Source organism: Streptomyces fagopyri, assembly GCF_009498275.1.
Classification (GTDB): domain Bacteria; phylum Actinomycetota; class Actinomycetes; order Streptomycetales; family Streptomycetaceae; genus Streptomyces; species Streptomyces fagopyri.
The window spans coordinates 181,174-197,857 of record NZ_CP045643.1; the positions used below are offsets into that span (position 1 = coordinate 181,174).

The following is a 16,684-nucleotide window of genomic DNA, read 5'->3' on the forward strand; positions in this document are numbered from 1 at the left end:
CTGACCGGGGAGCGGACCGTGCCTCGCCCGTCGCACCGGCCCCGCACCCACCGCCCGGAAGGCGTGGGGCGCGGGTGCCATGGCGGTTCGGTCGGTGCGCAACGCGGCGTGCGAGCGGACTCGGGCGGGCCCGTGCACCGAGTTGCCAAGTGCCTGGGCCCGTCGCACCATGCGCGCCAAACGGCCGACCTCATCGGAATACGCGCTCGCCATCCGTGAGGGACTCCTGAGAGCGGGTAGACGGCTGCCATGATCTCTTCACGCGTTCTCGCAGCCGACGGATCGTCGTCGCTCCCGCTGATCGTCGCCGGGGTGGTACTGGCGGCTCTCCTGATCGGCGCGTTCTGGTACGGCAGTCGGCGCACCGCGCGCCGCGAGAACCCCGGTGCCGGTCCAGCAGACCAGAATCCGCGGGCAGCGACCCGTCGGGACTCCTGGCAGACCCCCGACGACGACCCCGGCCGACAGCCCCGCCATTGATTCTCGACGACCGTTCGTCACTCAGCGAAGGCTTTCCACGAGTAGCCCAAGGCATCTGCGATCACTCCGAGTTGCCCCGCGATTGATCTCGGAGCATGCCGGCGTGGACGTTCGGCCGGCTGGTGGCCCAGCCATCGCGGATCGGCCCGCTACTCGTAGCGGTACTTCAGCGAGTCCGCCTCCGCCCGCTCGATGTCGGCGATCGACAGTTCCGGCATGCGCAGCTGGGCCAGCGTCACCTCGGCCGAGGTCGGCTGGGCGTCCGCCGGCAGCCACTGCTCCGGCTTCCAGGCCGCGCTGCGCAGCAGCGACTTGGGGCAGTGTGGGTAGACCTCCTCGATCCCCAGCACCAGCGCACTGGCGGGCGGCTTGCCCACTGCGGTCAGCTGCGACAGCAGCTCCGGGCGGGTGGAGACGCAGGCCCGGCCGTTCACCCTGAGCGTCGTCGTGCGACCCGGGATGACGAACAGCAGCCCGGCCCGTCCGGTGGCGACGACGTTCTGCAGGGTGTCCAGGCGCTTGTTGCCGGTCGCGTCCGGTATCGCCACCGTCCGTGCGTCCAGGACCGCGACGAACCCGGCGGGGCCCCCGCGCGGGGAAACGTCGCAGTTGCCCTCGGCGTCCGCGCTGGCGACCAGGACCAGCGATGAACAGCTGATCAACCGCCGGGTCTTCTCGGTGAGTTCGGTCATCTGCTTGCGCACGGCCGCTTCGCGTGGGAATTCGTAGGCCCGGCGCAACGCCTCCTGGTCGGGCACGGCGTCGAGGCGGAGCGAGTCGAAGGCACTGCCTGCAAGGGGTGTCGTCATGCCCTCGACCCTAACGAGCCGACCTGCGACAGATCTTGGTCGGCACGTGAAGGCCAGGAGACGGCCGCGCGAGGCGTCTGGTGTGTGACGATCAAGCAGGCCCACGCGGGCGTGCCCCCATCTGCCTTCTGCGCGCTCAGCTTCCGCCGGCCCAACGGCGACCGCCCCAGCAGCACAACCGACAACAACGGCTCCAGCACCGGATCTTGCCCGCCAGACGGGTCTCCTCGCCTCCCACCAGGGTGCCGGTGCCCTCACGCTTGGAAGTCAGGATGGCTGGACTTCATCAAAGAGGGCGAGTGCTTCGGCGGGGTCCGGGCTCACGAGGCGTTCCAGACCGGCCGTCGTGATCTTCGCCCACCTGCCGGCCCGTTCCCACATCTGTTCCTCGAAGGTGCGGACGGCGTCGTCCAGATCTCCAGGGTCGTTGGCGATGGACTCGGCGAGTTCGGCGCCTTCCAACATGGCGAGGTTCGCGCCCGCCCCCAATGGGGGCATCAGATGGGCGGCGTCGCCCAGCAGCGTCACCCCGGCGACGTGCCTCCAGGTGTGGGACACGGGCAGGACGTAGAGGGGCCGGTGGACGAAAGCGGCGCCGTGGCGGAGGAGTTCGAGGACGGGAGCGGCCCAGCCGTCGAACAGCGCCAGCAGACTCGATCGCACGGCCTCGACGTCGGCCAGGTCCAAGTTCGTGTGCCAGTCCAGCGGCGCGCGGAACTGGGCGTACACCTTGACGTGGCCGCCACTGTTCCGCTGGGCGACGAGGGCTCGGTTCACGCCGTACACGGCGACGGAACCGTCGCCGATCAACTGGGCGAGGTCAGGGTGGCGGGTGTCTACGTCTTCCAGGGAGGTCTCGACCGAGGTGACGCCGGTGTAGTGCGGAGTCGCGGACGAGACGGCCGGGCGGATCCGGGACCATGCCCCGTCCGCGCCGACTACGAGATCGAACGTCTCCTGTCCCCCGTCCACGAAATGGACCAGTGCCCCGTCCCGAGTCCCCGGCACCACCTCCGTCACGGCCCGCCCCCACTGGACGTCCAGAGACCCGAGCAACAGATCACGGAGTTGCCCACGGTCGATCTCGGGATTGGCCCGGTCATCCGGACGGGGTTGCCAGTCGCGCAGGACAGTCCCGGCCGTGTCCAGGATCCGCATGGCCTGCCCCTCCGGGCGGGACAAGGTCTGGAACTCGGCCAGCAGCCCCGCCTTTCTCAGCGCGAGCTGGCCCAGTCCTTCGTGCAGGTCCAGCGTGCCGCCCGGGGGGCGGGCGTCGGGGGTGGGATCACGTTCGAGGACGGCGACGGGGTAGCCATGGCGCTGCAGGACGCGGGCGAAGGTAAGACCGGCAGGGCCGCTCCCGACCACTGCGATGCGGTGTCTCATATCGATACACTGTATTTCGTCGATGCGATGCATCGCAACGGTACGGTGTGACCATGACTGTGTGGGACCGGCCGGAGCCGCCAGCTCGCCCCGTGCCGCTCGACCGGGAGCGGATCGTCGCCGCCGCCGTCGCGCTGGCCGACGAGGGCGGGCTGGAAGCGGTGTCGTTGCGCAAGGTAGCCGCCCGGCTGAACGCCGGCCCGATGCGACTGTACGGATACATCTCCACCAAGGAGGAGTTGCTGGACCTCATGGTGGACGAGGTCCAGGCCGAGATCCTCCCCGAGGAACAGCTCGGCGACTGGCGGGAAGCACTGCGCGTCCTCGCCCACCGCACCAGACAGGCCACCCTCCGCCACGAGTGGCTGGCCGATCTGCTCGGCGGCCGCCCCACCCTGGGCCCGAATGGCCTCGCCGTGGCCGAGGCCAAGCTGGCCGCCCTCGACGGCCTCGCCGACATGGACACCGTCATGCGCGCCGTGGAGACCGTCAGCGCCTACTTCACCGGCGCGATCAGGCGCGAGGTCGCGAACCTGCGGGCCGAGCGCGCCACGGGCCTGTCCAAGCGCGACTGGCAGCGCGCCAACGGCCCCCATGTAACAAGGATGTTGGCCACGGGCCGCTTCCCGGCGCTGTCCAAGGCCGTGCACGACGGTTCGGACGTGGATGCCGAGGCCTCCTTCTCGACCGGCCTGGACTGGGTCCTCGACGCCGTGGCCGCCAAACTCACCCGGCCGCGGGCGTGACACTCGGCTCTTGCCGCAGGGGAGCGCGGTCGGGGGCGGTGTCCACGCTTCGTACGGCTCAGCGCAGGCTGTCAACTGGGGCGAGCAGGCTGGTGAGTTCGGCGATGGCCACCGAGGACGGCCTGACGTACCGGCGGGCGTCCTCCGACTTCTTGTGTCTCGACCTGGCCATCGGCCTCGGACCCGCTCACGATCCTCCGCCCGTGCGTCGTCCCTTCTCCGACCGACGAGGCTTCGGTCTGATCACTGGCGAGGTCCGACTCTCGCCATCCGAGAGCTGGCATACGGTCGGGTACGCGGCATCGGCTGAAGGCCTCGATGACGGTGGTTCGGGGTGGCGGCAAGCGGTTGACCCGACTGGTGCCACCTGCGGCTTCGCTGAGACGCACGGGGCGCGGAGCTGCGGCTCGGGATGTGGTTCCACGCTCACGCCGTCCGCTTCAGTTCGTGCGAGCCAGTGAGGAGAAATCCCGAGTTCTGGCTCAAACCTTCGCACCCGCGGGGACCGGAGGGCGCCGAACTGCCGGCGGCGGACGCGCTGCCACTCCCGCGACGAAGTCGACCGCCTCCGCCGGTATCGGCGAGGGCGAAGCCACGGCCCGGGGCCCGGTCCGCCAAACTCCCCGGCAGCGACGCCCCGGCGACGGACTGACCGAGCCCGGGGAGAGCGCCGGAAGGCGTATCGACCTGTATGAACCCGTTCCCGAGGAGCAGTCCGCGAGGTGGTCGCCATCGCCGAGTACAACAAAGATCACAGCCTCGCCGTGCAATACCGGGGGTGCCTTCATGGCTCGGTGGCGGCCCATGGTTTCGTTGAGGGCCGTCGGCGGACCTCGCCCACGGACATGAGACCCGTAGGGGAAGTGGGGTATGTCGGTGATCGTCGTCGGCGGCATGATCGGAATCGGCAAGACGAGCGTTGCCGAACTGCTTGCCGAGGAACTGGGCAGCAAAGTCTTCTACGAAAGCGTGGACGACAATCCGATCCTTCCGCTGTTCTACACAGCGAGCCCCGAAGAGATCGAGGCGAAGCGTTACCCCTTCCTCCTTCAGCTCTACTTCCTGCGGACTCGGTTCGCCTCGATCAAGGAGGCGTACAAGCAGGGCGACAACGTTCTCGACCGGTCCATCTACGAGGACTGGTACTTCGCCAAGGTCAATCACGACCTGGGCAGGATCAGCGCCCTGGAGATGCAGGTGTACGAGGGGCTGCTCGACGAGATGATGCACGAGATCGAGGGCCTGCCCTACCGCAAGGCGCCCGACCTCATGGTCTACCTCAAGGCGGACTTCGCGACAGTGCTGAACCGTATCGGACTCCGAGGCCGCGATTTCGAACAGGACGAGGCCCTCGTCGAGTACTACCGAGCGCTGTGGTCCGGCTACGACGAGTGGGTGCACAAGCATTACTCGGCCAGCGAAGTCCTCGTCATCGACATGAACGGCACGGATGTCGTGAACAACCCCGAGGACGCGGCCCGCGTGGTGCGGCAGGTCAAGGACGCTCTCGCGGGGGCTGGGCACCGAGCCTGAAACGCTTCCGTGGAGGGGTGAGCCTGCTCGGTGACCTCCGCGAAGTCCCAGCACCGGGCCAGCAGCTCCGTGTCCGGGCTGTCGCTCCTCAGCTGCGGCATCAGCACCGGATCCGTGAAGCGTCCGGGTGAGCAGTTTGTACAGCATCACCCCCGCGTCCTCGGTCAGGACGGCCGCTTCCGCGGTCCGGCGGAACATCTCGTCGATGAACTCGGCGGATTCCGGCACCATGCGCAGCAGCAGCGGGGGAGCTCCTCGACGAGGATCCGTCGGGCCCCGGATTCTCCCCGCGGGGCACATCGCGCATGTCTTCCTCATCGGGTGTGCGGCGGCCGTCATCGTGGGCGCGGGGTCCGTCGCGCCAGGGGCACGACGGACCCCGCCTCATTGTCGGAGCAGCTCTCGATGCTCGGTGTCACACGCAGTTCTCCGACGTGCTGGGTTCCAGTGCCCCGTGGAACGGACGGGTCCACGACGTCCCTCACGAATACTCGACGTCAGTGGCCGAAGAGGTGGATACGCCTGCTGCGGTGGCGGCGCGGTTCGGACGTCACCGCGGTGGACCGCGGTGTGGGCTCCGCCGCTCCCGCCTGACCCGCGGCTGCGTCCGTGGGGCCCTGTGGCCGCGCGGTCGACTCACGTTGCGACAGTTGGGCCGACATGGCGTCACGCTCGTTGCGGATGCGCATCGTGCGGTTGCGCCGGTGTACAGCACCCCCGGCGGCCATCCACAGGCCGAGTGAGAAGAGCAGCGCGAGGGCCAGCCCCGCGCAAAAGATCATCAGGGCACTCATGGTGGCGATGTCGCTCCCGAGTACTGACACCGTGTAGTCAGGGCCACCGCCGAGGTTGTCGGAGATCGCCAGTCCTGTGAAGGCGGCCGTAGCGGCGACAAGGAGAAGTCCGAGGAAGAGCATGCAGATCACCTCCGGGTTCTACTCGGCGGTTACCCGCGGTAGGCCAGCCCTAACATCCACGGGCGCGAGCGTGCATCAACACTGGGACTTTCTGGATCCCTTCTCCGCGTGCTTCGCATCTCGGACTCAGTAGGTTGCAGCTCAGCGCGCCGCGCAGGGGTTTGCGCGGAGTGCCTCCGAGCCGGGAGTCGGAGCCGCAATCACCGAATGCCACCGGCTTCGCGCCGTCGCCGAGAGCACAGACCAAGCAGCCCTGCGTGACCGCAATGCTGCACTTCTATGCCGAAGAGGTACGACGAGCGCAGTGCGAGCCTTCCGGACTCGACGACGTCACCAACGTTCGCAGCACCCGAAAACCGAACGCGAATCGAGCCACGCCTACGACCTCAAACGCGACTACGAAGCCCCCTCGGCCGGGGTCAGTCGCCGGCGGCCAGGCAGGTCTGCTCAGCCCCTGGTCCGTGTCCCCGCGACGAAAAGGCCCGAGTCGGCGAGACCGAGTTCGGGTCGGGGCCGAACCGCACACGCTACGCGAGTCCACGCTGCTGCACCGCCTGGTCGGGATCGACCAGTGCAGTTCAGTAGCACTTTCGGCCTGAACGGCCACCCCATTGATCGCGTCCGGATCAGTGGACGCGAGTGAGCTGCGGCGAACACGGCGGGGGGAGTTCCTCGGCGGAATCCCCAGTCACCGGCTTTCTCGCCGTCGACAGGAACAACACACCTCACGGGCCTCCGGCTTGGGTGACCTCCCGGGCAGGCCACGGACGCCCGTTGGTCGTCGGGAGGCAGAGGGGCCATGATGTCCAACTACCGCACCACGGAAGGATTCTCATGCCACTGCCCCAACTCACCCCCGAGGCCCGCGCCGAAGCGCTGACCAAAGCCCTGCACGCCCGAAAAGAACGCGCCGCGCTGCTCAAAGCACTCAAGACTGGCGGCGTTTCACTGCCCGCGCTTCTGGAGCGCGAAGACGACGTCATCGCCAAGACATCCGTCCGCCGCGTCCTCGAGTCGCTGCCCGGTATCGGGAAAGTACGCGCCCGCGAGCTCCTCATAAACCTCGGCATCGCCGAGACACGCAAGGTCCAAGGCCTCGGCCCGCGACAGCGCGAACGCCTCTGCCAGCAGTTCCCTCCCTCGGACTGAACCGAACTGATGTCCTCGACACAAGCACACCCGCCACACTCCGCGCAGCCATGACGCCTCCTCGAACGGCACCCCCTCCACGGCCTCTGCCCGCGGCGCCACTGCGGGCCGCGCACGCGCCGCCCACACCGCGCACCACCGCGCAAAGCAGCCCGACCCATGTGTGCCGAGCGACCGAATCGACAGCCCTCCGCACCGACGGCTGACGGCCCGCCGGGTACGAGCTCGCCACCGGCCGGCTTGGCCCCTCAGGACGGTCTCGTCGAGCCCGCCGCGGATGCACTCCGGGCCTCCTCACGGATGGGGCCTACGACGTCGAAGGAAACAGCCCCGGCCGGGACGCGTCCCCGGCCGGGGCTGTGGCATGTGGTCGTGAGGGGTGGTCAGGGAACGTGATCAGATTGCCCGGGGTGGATCAAGACTGCGCCTCATCGGCATTCATCTGAACTTCTCCGCGCCGTCCTCCCCCCGTACGATGACTGGTGTCACGACGAGCCGTGCCGCTGCCAGTTCCACGCGCGAGTGGCACTACACGGTGCGAGGTGGGCGATGCCTGAACAGCCACAAGCCGCAAGGTCGGCAGGGGAAGCGCTCGAAGACAGCGATGGCTCAGGCGACGCGCAGTCACCAGGCCGCCCGGGCGCGGGCAGAGGGTCGGCGCGGCCCGCACCGGAAAGCAGCGTCCTCGACCGACTGGCGACTCTGCAGCGCCTGGCGGGAAACGCCACTGTTGTACGTTTTCTGAACCCTCCCACGGAGGGCGGGGCGAGGACATCGGCGGAGCGAGAAGACAGTCAAGCCAGTGACGAAGGCGCGGTTTGAGCAGAAAGCTCAAAGGGCTGGCCGGCGCTCATCGCCCGTCGCCGTCCAGCCACTTCGTCAGTGCCGGCTTCAGTCCGCCCCGCCCGGGTCGTCGAAGTTCTTGTACTTGTCGACCGGGAATCCACCCGTGATGCCGGCGACCTGTCCTGCGTCATCGCCCGTGGGCCTGTAGTGCCCGCTGTCGTTCGTCCACTTTTCCAGGACACCGTTGGTGAAAACGGCCGTCCCCGCCCAGTACACGTGCCCGTCCCCGGCTTTCTGGGCCTTGGCGAGCGCGGAATGTCCCTCTTCGTGCTCGGTGCCGACTTGCGAAGCCATGATCTTGCCCGGCTTCCGGACGGGGATGACGAAGTTGTACTTCCCGTTCGCCGGCTCAGGGGTTCCGTACTGCTTGCGACCCTCGTGAGGCGCCGCGTAGTACAGCATCGACGAGAGGTCCAGAGAGAGCTTGTACCTTCGGCCGTGACGCTGCTGGACCAGCATCTCGTTGGCGAACGCGACCGTCCCCTCCATGGGAAGGGGAAGCGATTTGTCCAGCTGGTTCTCCAGCTTGGCGGCCATGGCGTCCTTGCCCTGGGACCGCAACAGCTGAGCGGTCCGCGTGAGCGCCGCAGCGGACCGGGACGCCTCCATGTCCTCGCGGGTCGCCCGCCGGGTGCGCTGCACCGCCACCGCGCCGGCCGCGACGCGCTGCACGTTGTGACCACAGCCATGGCTGTGCCGGTGCCGCTCGACGTCGTTCGTCCGCCCGCCTGAAACGGTCCTCTGGATGGGCGTCGGCCCTTGCATGACCCGTTCAGCCGTGTCTACAGCGTGACGTTCGCCGGCGTCCCCCGGTTCCGAGATGCTCAGACCGGCGCCATTGTCCACGCCCGGTACGGACCCCTTCTCCTGGTCCAGCGTGTGTGCCAGCTCGTGCGCCCAGTCCTTCTGGCTCATCCCACCGCCGTCGACGATGTGCTGACCGGTGGTGAACGCCTTGGCCTCGACGATGGCCGCCGCATCGCGCGCGGCAGGTCCGTCGTGCACCCTGACACGGCTGAAATCGGCGCCGTTGAAACGTGCCTGCATCTCAGTCTGCAAGCTGGGGTCCAACTGGCGTGACGCCGACTGCAGGGCATTGTCCACCGCGACACGCTGTACCTGGGCGTGGTCCGCGTTCTCCTCCTCACGCTCGGCAGGACCGCTCCCCTTGGCCGCGACACGTTGCAGGTGGGTCAGCCAGGCGCTCGTCAGGCCCGTGCGCGGTATGTCGGCACGCGCTGCGGGTGACGGGTGTTCGCTCCTACGAGCGTGTCCGTGTCCTAGGGAATGCACACATGTCCTCTCCGAGAGCAGGGAGCTTCCGTCCCTTCCTAAGCCATCACCGAGGTTGCGGCAAGGTCCGTCCGGACAGGCTGTCGGACCTCCTGGTGCGCGTTCGGGCACACAATGGCGCCCGCTGGGTCAGATGTCCTTCGGGGCTCTTGTCGTGCACTTTGAACGCTCGACTCAAGTCTCATGAAGAGCCTTCGAGACGCGGTACCTTGAGACAGCGGTTCGCGTCGCGCGATGCCGAACCTCCCGCGCACACCATGAAGGGCCATCACCTCGTTCTCCAAGGCAACGGCTTCCTGACGCCTGTTCGTCACGGTGCAACACACGTGGAGATCTGCCCGAAGCAGCGCGTCCCTGTCCCACCCCGTTGCCCGCGTCGGCCGACCGCTCTCCAGTTCCGCGAGGCGCTCGCGGAGCCACAGAGGATCGGCCGACGCGCGGTCGAACATCACTTCGCCGAAACCAGAGGCCAGCGCCTCGCGGCTCGTGTACCGCCGCCACCGCCCGCGCAGCCCCCCGCACTTGCGTTCTCCCGCGCCCACTCCCCCGTGCGCCAAGGGACCACTCGCTCCCTGCCTGGCAGGGTAGACGCCCGGGTTCTCGCGCAGGTGGGCGATGGTCTCGGCGTGGCTGCCGCCGAAGTCCGGACGGGCCGGGTTGACTCGTCCGGTGCCGCCAGAGTGCCCGGCCGGCCCATGGGCGACAGTTTCACGCACCCCTCGGCAGCGAGCAGGGCCGTGGCGGTGAAGAAGACCGGCTCGCTCCCGATGAACTCCCGCAGCCTGCCGTCGATGCTCTCGTAGGGCATTCCCAAGAGTTCCCGCGTCGCAGACCGTCCTGTCGCAACCAGGACCGGGGTGCCGTGCCTCCCTCGAACGGGATGTCGTGACTCTCTCCTGAGAAGGTGGTGGCGGTGGCGAGGCCCCGGTCCGTGGTGCAACTGCTCGCGGTCTGCGCGGGCTATTTCATGGTCATCCTGGACGTGACCATCATCAACGTCGCCGTTCCCGTCGTGGGTCGGGAGTTGTCGGCCTCGCTCACGGAAATCCAGTGGATCACCGACGGCTACACGCTGGCTTTCGCGGGCCTGCTGCTCACCGGCGGCGCGCTCGGAGACCGGCTGGGAAACCGTCGCATCTTCTGTGCCGGGGTCGTGGTGTTCACCGTGGCTTCGGCCGGCTGCGGGCTGGCCCACCACACCGGGACCCTGGTCGCCGCCCGGCTGCTGGAGGGAGTCGGCGCGGCACTGATCGTGCCCGGCTCGCTCGCCCTCCTCCAGCAGGCCTACCCCTCGCCCGCCGAGCGCTCCCACGCCTTCGGACTCTGGGGCGCGATGGCCGGCATCGCCGCGTCCGCCGGCCCCCTCCTCGGCGGACTGCTCGTCACCACCGTCGGCTGGCGATGGGTGTTCTTCATCAACCTGCCCATCGGATGCGCCTGTCTGCTGCTGACACTGCGCCACCTGGCCCCCTCGCCTCGACACGGCGGCCGCTCCCTGGACTGGCCGGCGCAAGGTGCGATCTTCGCCACGGTGGCTCTGCTGACCGCTGTCCTGAACGAGGCCGGACGACGCGGCTGGGCGGACCCGCTGATCATCGTCGGGGCCGGCCTGTGCGTGCTGGCCGCTGCTCTCTTCGTCCTGCGCGAGCACCTGGCCCGCACTCCCGTACTGCCGCTGCGTCTGCTGCGGTCGCGTGCGCTGAGCGGCGCGGCGGTGATCGGCCTGCTGTTCAACTTCGGCTTCTACGGCATGATCTTCACCGCGAGCCTGTACTTCCAGCAGCACCGCGGCCTGAGCGCCCTGCGCACCGGGCTCGCCCTCTTCCCCGCAGTCGCCATGACGATGTTCGCCTCCGTCCTGTCCGGGCGCCTCGCGCGACGTACCGGACACCGCCCGCTCGTCGTCTCCGGCATGCTGCTGGCGGCGGCCGGTCTGGCCGGCTGGGCCGCCGCCGGGGCCGAACCGGCCTACCCGCTGCTCGTCGCACCGATGATGGCAGCCGGATTCGGCACGTCCTTCGCCCTCACCGGCTCGACCACCACCGTCATGACAGCCGCACCGGAAGGCTTCTCCGGCACCGCTTCCGCCCTGTTCAACACCACTCGCCAAGTGGGCAGCGCCGCGGGCGTCGCACTCGGTGGCTCACTGCTCGCCGCGACCGGTGACTTCACGGCGGGACTGCGAACCAGTATGGCCATCGGCGCGCTCGCCTACCTGGCAGCGGCCGCCCTCGCGCTCTGCTGCATCACGCCGAGGGAGACCCCCGACCTCACCGGCTGAAACGCAGCGGACCAGCCACCGATACGACAGCAAGCCCACCGGCTCGGAATTGACAGCGAACGAGTTTCGGCCAACATCTATCCCCGTGGCCGGTTTGTGGTGCATGGTGTGCACGCGGGCGTCGCGCCAATCCCCCGAGTGAGGCGCCCTTGTCGGGCCCTGCCGGTTTCTGCGACCGGCGGGGCCCGCCGCACCTCCCGGCTCCCCACGGGAGGCTTTGCGGCTGCTCCGGGCGAGTTGGACATTGCCTGACGTCACACCCGGGTCACTGATGGACGGCGACGACATCGCGCAGGGGCCGGTGCGACGCAGAACCCGCCGCGGGAGGGTTGCGCGCGTCGCGCTGACCGAACCTCGAACGATCCCCGCGGCCCGTGCGTCACAGGAGCGAGCACCCGCGTGCGGTGCTCGTACACCGGAGGACGGGGCGGAGATGCGCAAGGGGATCGTGGCGCTGGCGGTGCTGGTCGGGCTGACGGCGGTGGGGTGTGGTGACGGGAGCCGGGGCGGGGTCGTGATCACGGGCACACCTCCGGCCACGCCGTACGCCGGGCCGCTGGACGTGCCGTTCAAGGAGAACGCCGACGAAGGAGTACACGAGGCCGAGGAGGCTTCGGGCGCGGCCGGACGGGCGCTGGAGTGCGACGGCGAGATCCACGAGGGCAGTGGCGGCGGGAGGTGGAGCGAGGGGGACGGTGGCTCGACGCCGGAGGAGGGTCTGCGCGCGTACTTCGACATCGAGCAGCCCGAGGTGCCCGACAGCGGATACCGTGTCGAGCGCAAGGAAGACGGCCGGGTCCTGTTCTCGTACGACGTCGACGGCCGGACCAAGGTCGCCGTGGTCGTCGCCGAGGACCAGCCGCACCGTCCGGGCTGGGGCCCGGACACCGCCGCTTCCTGCGACCCGGCGGAACTCCCGGCAAGCTACACCGACTCCAGGTACGAGATCTGGACCGACCGGAGCGGCCGGCGCCTGCCGACCACGACGGTGAGCAGTTCGGCCGGGCCGGAGCACTGCGACTGGGAGAGTGCCCACTTCCTCCAAACGGGCCGGGCCATGGGCGGAAAGCAGTACGCCCGCGATCCGCGCGGGGTGCTCGGAGACGCGTTGCTGACGTCGGCGTACGACGGGCACGCGCACCTGCCCGCCGATGCCCGGGACACGGGCTACCGCTTCAAGGGCTGGGTACTCTGGCTGGCAGTCGACAAGTCGACGGCTTACGTCCGTACCCCGCACGGGGTGGAGGCGTGGCCCGAGACGAAGGGCACGGTGGGCTGTCAGTGAGGTGTCGTCGGCTCATGTCCAGCGCGGCGAGCAACTGCCAGAGGACGGTGGGCCATTGTGAGCGTGGGCGGCACGATGGTCGTGTTCGATCTCGCGGCCCCCCATGCTGCCGGGCGGGGCCGATGGCCCGTGTGTCGCGGTCCGTGGGTCGTCGTCCGCTTGCCCGCCCTGAACCGCACCCTCAATCGAGAATCACCAAGCCGAACTCACGCAGTCGCGGAAGGCAGACCTTCAGGCACGCTTCCAGAGAGACGGCGTCGGTGCGAACCAGGAGATCATCCCGAAACGGAGCGCCGCTCGCGACGAAGGTCCAGGGTCGCTTCGCCTCGCGCATACGCTCGGCGTCGACCTTGAACAACACCGTCACACCCTGCTCGGCCAACGACTCCATGACCCGCGCTACGTCCATCGCATCCCCAACTCCAGCCTGAAATCGAGTAGCCAGAAGGCCACATGGCCTCTCACGTCATCGGCTCGACCTCTTGGAACCGTAAGGTGCCCACCGCTTCGCCACCACCCGCGCCCGAGCCGATGATCCGGCCGAGGCGGGATGGCCTCGACAAGGACAGCAGGTCAGCGGAGGTCAGCCGAGTCGTCACGCACTTCGGCGGAACGCGGCGCGGTCAGACGGGCGTCGGGGTGTCCCGCACGGTGACGTTGGCGTGGCTCTCCTGGAAGCTCTGGTCCGAAACGAGGGTCAGCCGGGCCGTGGACTGGAACTCCGGCAGGGTCGTGGAGCCGCAGGAGACCATTGTGGTCCTGAGCTTGGCGAGGGTCAGGGCGACCCCTTCGTTCAGGTCGCCCGCGTAGGGGACGTACCCGTCCACGCCTTCCTCGAATACCAGTCCCTGACCTCCCTGGCCGTAGCGCTGCCAGTTACGCGCCCGGTTCGAGCCCTCCCCCCAGTACTCCTTCACGAAGCCGTCGCGGGTGGGCAGTTTCGCGCCGGCGGCCTGGTCGAAGCGTGCGAAGTAACGCCCCATCATCACGAAGTCGGCCCCCATCGCCAGCGCCAGGGCCACGTGGTAGTCGTGTACCAGTCCACCGTCGGAGCAGACCGGCACGTACTCGCCGGTGCGCTCGCGGAAGGCGTCTCGGGCGGCCGCGACGTCCAGCACGGCGCTGGCCTGGCCTCGGCCGATGCCTTTCTGGTCCCGGGTGATGCAGATGGAGCCGCCGCCCACCCCGACCTTGACGAAGTCGGCTCCCGCCTCGGCGAGAAAAGTGAACGCCTCCCCGTCGACCACGTTGCCGCCGCCGACCGGGACCTCCGGATAGTGCTTCTTCACCCAGGACAGAGCCCGCGCCTGCCAGTCGCTGTAGCCGTCGGACGAGTCGAAGCACAACGCGTCCACGCCTGCCTCCAGCAGGGCCGGGACGCGCTCTTCGTAGTCGTGGGTGTTGATACCCGCGCCCACGCGCAGCCGCTTGGCAGCGTCCACGACCTGGTTCGGGAACCGCTTGTTGTCCGCGTAGTCGGAACGGAACACCAGATGGTGCAGGTGACCCTCGCCATCCAGCACCGGGAGGCAGTCCAGCCGTTCGTCCCACATCCGGGCATTGGCTTCAGAGAGCGTGATGTCCGGCCCGCCGTGGGCCAGGTCGGCGACAGCGGTCATCCGGCCACTGACCGGCCCGTCCAGATCATGACGCTGAGGGTGGAAGTCCCGGGAGGTCACCAGGCCGAGCAGCCGGCCGGTGGCGGTTCCGTCATGGGTGACCGCGGCGGTGCTGTGACCGGTGCGGCGCATCACCTCGACCAGGAGGCTCAGGCTGTCGTCGGGAGAGACGTTGGTGTCGCTGGTGACGAACCCGGCCTTGAAGTTCTTCACCTTCCGGATCGCGGCCGCCTGGTCCCGGATCGGCTGGTTGTGGTGCAGGAAACTCAGACCGCCGTTGCGCGCGAGCGCGATCGCGAGATCAGTGGTGCTGACGGCCTGCATGATCGCGGACGTGAGCGGGGACCGCAGCTCGATCGCCGACGTCTCTCCCACGACATGCCGCACCAAAGGTGTGCGCAGGTCGACCGTCTCAGCGGTGCAGTCGGTCCGCGTCCGGTTCGGCAAGAGCAGGAATTCGTTGAACGTCCGCGAGACCTCGGCGATGATCTGTGCCACTCGTTCCTCCTGACCCGTCGGCCGGGGCCCGACTGCCCCGCCGTGAGGATCGCCCCCTGTACCAGGGCCCGGGCAGGCAGAGATCGGCACAGCAGTCGTGGTCATGCCTCAACTGCGGCAGAGCCCTGACCGGCCCGTGGATCGAACCGGGGGCGGTCGTGACCTGGCACCCTATCGATTCGCTCAGCCGCTGCACCAATCGCGCCGACACCGACAGCCGCAACTCCGGGTCGCCGCTTCGGTTCATCGGCCAGGGCCACGAGTACGCCACTTCCGCGGTATCTGCTCGGCCGACAACATCCCCTGGCCGGCCGACGACGGCATGCGGTGATCGTCACCACGACAGGCGTACGGACGGTCCCGGTCGCGTCGGCCGGGACCGCGCCGGGTGCGAGAACGGTGTCCTGGCCGAGCGGCACGACGAGACAGCGCGGACCGTCGCGACGCCGCAAGGAGCCCGGCCGCGACGGAGTCGAGGAAATCTGACCGGCAAGGCAGTCGAACTCCCCTCCGTACCCGTCTTTACGGGGGAACGAGGGAGGGCACAGTTGAACGCCGACGAAGAACGCCAGTTCCGCGAGTTCGTGGCGGCACGGTCGAGATCGCTGCTGCACACGGCATACCTGCTGACCGGTGACTGGGAACAGGGCCGCGATCTGCTGCAGACCGCGCTCGCCTCCACCGCGCGGCGTTGGTCGCACCTGCGGGACCGGCAGCAGCCGGAGATCTACGTGCGCCGGGCGCTGTACCACGCCCAGGTGGACCGCTTCCGCCTGCTCAGCTGGGGACGGGAGACGGTCACCGACGCCCTGCCGGACCAGCCGTCCACACAGGCCGCGGACTGGGCCGACACCGTGGTCCAGCGACAGGACATCATGGCCGCGCTGCGACGGCTGCCCAAGCGCCAGCGCGCGGTGATCGTGCTGCGCTACTTCGAGGACCGGCCGGACAGCGAGATCGCCGAGATCCTGGGCGTCACCCCGGGAACGGTCCGCAGCCAGACCCACAAGGCACTCGTCTCGCTGCGTACCGGCTTGGCCGACGCGGGGCTGTCGACCACCGCCTCCCCCACCCCCGGAAAGGGCGTCAGCGCATGAACGACTCGACCGAACACCCGCTGGACGACACGTTCCTGCGCGATGCCTTGCACACCCACGTTCGGGAGAGTGGTGGACCTGCCGCCGGTTCCCATCTGGTCGGCCTGGCCGACGGCGCGTTGAAGGCCGCACGACGGCGGCAGCGGCTGGCCCGCGCCGGGGCCGCCATCGCGGTCGCCGCCGTGGCCGCCACCGCCTGGGTGGCCGTCGCCGACGGCGCGGCCAGGCCCGCGCACGTGGTTCAGCCCGCCGAGGGGGGCACCGGGAAGGTGGCCCTGCTGTCGATCCTGCCGGTCACCTCCTCCACGGAACGTGCCTGCGCCCCTGGCAGCGGCGGCTACACCGTGCACGCGAGCGCGACCCACTCCTCGCTCTGCATCCGCGCCGACCGGGCCGGCGGCATGACCGACGTCCGGGTCGCCTCCGCGAAGGCCGAGAAAGGCAGCGTCGAGGGCGCTTGGCAGGTGGAGGTGAACCTCGGCGCTGCCGACCGGACTCGTTTCGCCACCCTCACCGGGTCCGTCGCCAAGGCCCCCTCTCCACGCAACGGACTCGCTCTCGTCGTCGACGGCAGGCTCCGGGGCATGCCCTACGTGGCCGCCTCGATCACCGGGGGCCGCCTTGAGATCGTCGGGGCCTTCGACGGCGACCTCACCAGTGCCGCCGCCCATGATCTCGCCCTTAGGCTGGATCCCCGCGGGTGATTCCCTACGTCGCGAACCGCGCCGACAGTCGAGGCACGTCA

14 protein-coding genes and 1 pseudogene are annotated in these 16,684 nt (G+C 69.0%); 8 read left to right on the forward strand and 7 right to left on the reverse strand.

Features of this window, described 5'->3' with window-relative positions:
* Positions 1–249 precede the first annotated feature (249 nt).
* On the forward strand, positions 250–480 hold the full coding sequence (locus tag GFH48_RS00815; RefSeq protein ID WP_153286377.1) for a DUF6479 family protein: 231 nt from the start codon (positions 250–252) through the stop codon (positions 478–480).
* A gap of 149 nt (positions 481–629) precedes the next feature.
* On the opposite strand, the gene GFH48_RS00820 is transcribed toward GFH48_RS00815, so the two are convergent.
* Positions 630–1,289 (reverse strand): MSMEG_1061 family FMN-dependent PPOX-type flavoprotein, encoded by a 660-nt coding sequence (locus GFH48_RS00820; RefSeq protein ID WP_153286378.1) that lies wholly within the window; start codon positions 1,287–1,289, stop codon positions 630–632.
* A 267-nt stretch (positions 1,290–1,556) separates the two neighbouring features.
* Positions 1,557–2,675 carry an FAD-dependent oxidoreductase gene (locus GFH48_RS00825; protein ID WP_153286379.1) on the reverse strand — a complete coding sequence of 373 codons (1,119 nt, stop codon included), beginning with the start codon at positions 2,673–2,675 and terminating at the stop codon, positions 1,557–1,559.
* Between the two features lie 53 nt (positions 2,676–2,728).
* On the opposite strand from GFH48_RS00825, the gene GFH48_RS00830 reads away from it, so the two are divergent.
* Both GFH48_RS00830 and GFH48_RS00835 read left to right on the forward strand, forming a co-directional pair.
* Positions 2,729–3,421, forward strand: a complete 693-nt coding sequence (locus GFH48_RS00830; protein ID WP_153286380.1) for a TetR/AcrR family transcriptional regulator — start codon at positions 2,729–2,731, stop codon at positions 3,419–3,421.
* Positions 3,422–4,291: 870 nt separating this feature from the next.
* A complete protein-coding gene (locus GFH48_RS00835) occupies positions 4,292–4,954 on the forward strand; it encodes a deoxynucleoside kinase (RefSeq protein ID WP_153286381.1) in 663 nt (220 codons plus the stop codon).
* A gap of 497 nt (positions 4,955–5,451) precedes the next feature.
* On the opposite strand, the gene GFH48_RS38845 is transcribed toward GFH48_RS00835, so the two are convergent.
* Positions 5,452–5,871 (reverse strand): hypothetical protein, encoded by a 420-nt coding sequence (locus tag GFH48_RS38845; protein WP_228120211.1) that lies wholly within the window; start codon positions 5,869–5,871, stop codon positions 5,452–5,454.
* 834 nt (positions 5,872–6,705) lie between these two features.
* Between GFH48_RS38845 and mihF the strand changes: the two genes are divergently transcribed.
* Complete coding sequence (gene mihF / locus GFH48_RS00845; protein ID WP_153286382.1) at positions 6,706–7,020, forward strand: integration host factor, actinobacterial type; 315 nt, start codon at positions 6,706–6,708, stop codon at positions 7,018–7,020.
* A gap of 891 nt (positions 7,021–7,911) precedes the next feature.
* Here the strand turns inward: mihF and GFH48_RS00850 are convergent.
* A complete protein-coding gene (locus tag GFH48_RS00850; RefSeq protein ID WP_265590163.1) occupies positions 7,912–8,925 on the reverse strand; it encodes an eCIS core domain-containing protein in 1,014 nt (337 codons plus the stop codon).
* Between the two features lie 830 nt (positions 8,926–9,755).
* A pseudogene (locus GFH48_RS38850) lies at positions 9,756–9,973 on the reverse strand (pyridoxamine 5'-phosphate oxidase family protein); the annotation flags it as partial.
* Positions 9,974–10,072: 99 nt separating this feature from the next.
* Between GFH48_RS38850 and GFH48_RS00855 the strand changes: the two are divergent.
* Positions 10,073–11,440, forward strand: coding sequence for an MFS transporter (locus GFH48_RS00855; RefSeq protein WP_265590164.1), 1,368 nt, complete (start codon positions 10,073–10,075; stop codon positions 11,438–11,440).
* 433 nt (positions 11,441–11,873) lie between these two features.
* The gene (locus GFH48_RS00860; RefSeq protein ID WP_153286384.1) at positions 11,874–12,725 is read left to right on the forward strand and encodes a hypothetical protein; all 852 of its coding nucleotides are present in this window, start codon (positions 11,874–11,876) and stop codon (positions 12,723–12,725) included.
* A 181-nt stretch (positions 12,726–12,906) separates the two neighbouring features.
* Here the strand turns inward: GFH48_RS00860 and GFH48_RS00865 are convergent, their stop codons facing one another.
* Positions 12,907–13,134: a hypothetical protein gene (locus tag GFH48_RS00865; RefSeq protein WP_153286385.1), complete on the reverse strand. Its 228-nt coding sequence runs from the start codon at positions 13,132–13,134 to the stop codon at positions 12,907–12,909.
* A gap of 214 nt (positions 13,135–13,348) precedes the next feature.
* The gene (locus GFH48_RS00870) at positions 13,349–14,842 is read right to left on the reverse strand and encodes an IMP dehydrogenase (protein ID WP_153286386.1); all 1,494 of its coding nucleotides are present in this window, start codon (positions 14,840–14,842) and stop codon (positions 13,349–13,351) included.
* Between the two features lie 548 nt (positions 14,843–15,390).
* Here GFH48_RS00870 and GFH48_RS00875 point away from each other — a divergent pair.
* A complete protein-coding gene (locus GFH48_RS00875) occupies positions 15,391–15,939 on the forward strand; it encodes a SigE family RNA polymerase sigma factor (protein ID WP_153286387.1) in 549 nt (182 codons plus the stop codon).
* A complete protein-coding gene (locus GFH48_RS00880; RefSeq protein WP_153286388.1) occupies positions 15,936–16,643 on the forward strand; it encodes a SecDF P1 head subdomain-containing protein in 708 nt (235 codons plus the stop codon). Before GFH48_RS00875 ends, GFH48_RS00880 begins: the two co-directional genes overlap by 4 nt.
* The last annotated feature ends 41 nt before the right edge of the window (positions 16,644–16,684 follow it).